Here is a 2,954-nt window from a genome sequence, read left to right on the forward strand (position 1 = left end):
AGGTCCTATCTTGCGTTAGTAGGCAGATTACCTCGTGGGACCTAGTGTCGTCTGGAAGATGTCGGAATTGTAATTTTCACGTCACCTTGTTGTTGGTTAGCTAGAGCGATGATGGCTATCGAAAATATGAACTTGAGCCTCGCCAATCATTCCGGAGTAGAAAATGAGTTTTTTCACGCATAGTGGTTTCGCAATGTCGGTATTGCTCGCTTTTAGTAGTCAAGGTGCGTGGGCGCATGACCCTGCGGAGCATGCACGTGCAGCAGCTGAAGCAAAGGCAACAGCTAAGTGTGAGTCGATACAGAAAATGGATACATCGAAAATGGATCCCAATGATCCTGTGCTTCAAGCCATGCTACTGAAATGCGGAGAAAAGCCTGCCACAGCGCAACATAACGATTCATCTGAGTCGCAGCATATGCATAAGGACGGTATGAAGATGGGCGACATGAAAGATATGCCCATGAAAATGGATCACTCCAGCATGCCTATGAATAAGCCGGCTACGAAATAAGCCAATTAGTGTGAGTAAGGCCGATTTATTGCGGCACAGGAGATTAGTCATGACCTATGTAAAGCTCGCAGTGGTCGGTGTCTTTGTTGCAGTGTTTGGAGGTCTAGCATTTCTGTATTCGGGACTCTATCCGATGGGGGCTGATGTTCCCCACACGAAAGCGGTGTATTGGGCTCTTGAAACTTTGCGTGAACGGTCTATTGAACGTGCAACTAGGGATATTGTCGCTCCATCGCTTGAGGAGCCACAAATGCTGCTATCAGGTGGCCAAGACTATAACGAGATGTGCTCCAGCTGCCATTTGAAGCCTGGAGTAACGGCCTCTGATATGAATGCAGGCCTATACCCACAACCACCGAACTTGTCGCTTCCTCGCATGATGAACCTTGATGCGAAGCAGCGCGCCGCACGCCACTTCTGGTATATCAAGCATGGGGTGAAGGCTAGTGGCATGCCTGCGTGGGGTGGCTCACATACGGATGAGCGAATTTGGGCTATGGTAGCGTTTATTCAAAAAATGCCATCGTTAACGCCGGAGCAGTATCAAATCCTGACGGCACCAGCTGAGGGTGAGACTGCGGTGGCACACGATGAAATGTAATGATTGAGAGGGCTTCAAGATCAGTATTCCTAATCAACCGTTAGCGTGTTTTCAAAGAACTATATAGGTGTTGTATGGCGCATCAATTATCAAGACGGCAGTTTGTTCAGGGCGTTGCCGTAACGGGTCTCGCAGTGAGCTCTGGCGCTTGGGCAAATTCAGGCATGCATGAGACGGGTCGCGCTCTAATGCCGCACTTAACAGGCAAGAGTTTTGATCTAGCAATTGATAGAACAATGGTCAATTACACTGGAAAATCTAAAGTCGCTACGGTGATAAATGGCAGCTTGCCTGCGCCTGTTCTGCACTTCAAAGAGGGTGATACGGTCACTATCAACGTGACTAACCACTTGAAGGAGTGGTCATCGATTCACTGGCATGGGCTTTTACTGCCATTTGCTATGGATGGCGTGCCGGGTATTAGCTTTAAAGGCATCGCTCCCGGAGAGACCTTTACCTACCAGTTTCCCATTTTGCAAAGCGGCACCTACTGGTATCACTCTCACTCAGGATTTCAAGAACAGACAGGAATGTTGGGGGCAATCGTTATTGAGCCTCGTGATGGCGAGACCATCCAAGCCGACTGTGATCATGTGGTTATGCTTTCAGATTGGACCGATGAAAACCCCATGGTGCTGCTGAATAAGCTCAAATCTGAGTCCGACTTCGACAACTATCAGATGCCGACAGCAGTGCGCTTCATTTCAGATGTGCGTAAGAATGGCTGGAAGGATACGGTAGAGAATCGAAAGATGTGGGCTGAGATGCGGATGAACCCGACAGACTTTACGGATCTTTCAGCTCATACCTACACCTACCTAATGAATGGCACCAATCCAGCATCGAACTGGACGGGGCTTTTTAGCAAAGGTGACAAGGTTAGATTGCGCTTCATTAATGGCAGCGCTCAGACGATTTTTGATGTGCGCATTCCGGGTTTAAAGCTCACCATCATTGGTACTGACGGACAGTTGGTCGATCCAGTTACCGTTGATGAGTTTCGCATAGGCGTGGCTGAAACCTACGATGTGCTTGTTGAGCCTAGCGAGAATGCCTACACGATATTTGCTCAAAACATTGATCGTTCAGGTTTCGCTCGCGGCACTTTAGCGATCCGTGATGGCTTGTCTGCAGCGGTGCCGGCGCTGGATAAAATTCAATGGCTGAGCATGGGCGACATGATGGGGGATATGTCGGGTAAAACGACAGCGAGGCATGCCAGCACAGAATATGGTTTTAGCACCGACATGCATGTCGATTCGCCGCGAACAAACTTAGATGACCCAGGCGTTAACCTGCGCAATAACGGCCGCCGAGTTTTAACCTATGCCGACTTGCGCTCCATTGGTGAAGCTAATGACGAGCAGTCTGAGCCTACGCGCGAATTAGAGCTGCATCTAACTGGCAATATGGAGCGCTATATCTGGGGTTTCGATGGCCTAACGTTTCAAGAGTCTACGCCGGTTTATATAGCCAAAGGTGAGCGAGTGCGGATCACATTAGTCAACGACACCATGATGACGCACCCTATGCATTTGCATGGCATGTGGAGTGATCTTCGCGACGCGAATGGAGACTTCCAAGTTCGCAAGCACACCATCATGGTCCAACCTGCGCAGAAAATTTCCTTCGATGTGACCGGTGAGGAGGGGCGCTGGGCATGGCATTGCCATCTTCTGTACCACATGGAGTCCGGCATGTTTCGTGAAGTGGTGGTGGACTGATTATGAAAATAGTATTCGCGCTAAGCGCATTGTTACTGAGCTTTCCCGTGCTTTCGGCGGAAGCAGAAACGGATCATTCGAGTATGCATATGGGCGATAGCTCTATGGATATGTC

3 protein-coding genes are annotated in these 2,954 nt (G+C 49.3%); all 3 read left to right on the top strand.

Going from position 1 to position 2,954, the window contains the following annotated elements; genetic code table 11:
- Positions 1 to 163: 163 nt before the first annotated feature.
- The 3 genes from AC3DKE_RS10815 to AC3DKE_RS10825 all read left to right on the top strand — a co-directional run bounded on the left by AC3DKE_RS10815 (position 164) and on the right by AC3DKE_RS10825 (position 2,839).
- Complete coding sequence (locus AC3DKE_RS10815) at positions 164 to 514, top strand: hypothetical protein (RefSeq protein ID WP_484217215.1); 351 nt, start codon at positions 164 to 166, stop codon at positions 512 to 514.
- 49 nt (positions 515 to 563) lie between these two features.
- The gene (locus AC3DKE_RS10820) at positions 564 to 1,115 is read left to right on the top strand and encodes a c-type cytochrome (protein ID WP_484217214.1); all 552 of its coding nucleotides are present in this window, start codon (positions 564 to 566) and stop codon (positions 1,113 to 1,115) included.
- 74 nt (positions 1,116 to 1,189) lie between these two features.
- Positions 1,190 to 2,839, top strand: a complete 1,650-nt coding sequence (locus AC3DKE_RS10825) for a copper resistance system multicopper oxidase (protein ID WP_487990687.1) — start codon at positions 1,190 to 1,192, stop codon at positions 2,837 to 2,839.
- Positions 2,840 to 2,954 lie beyond the last annotated feature (115 nt).

Source organism: Paraperlucidibaca sp. (genome assembly GCF_982810325.1).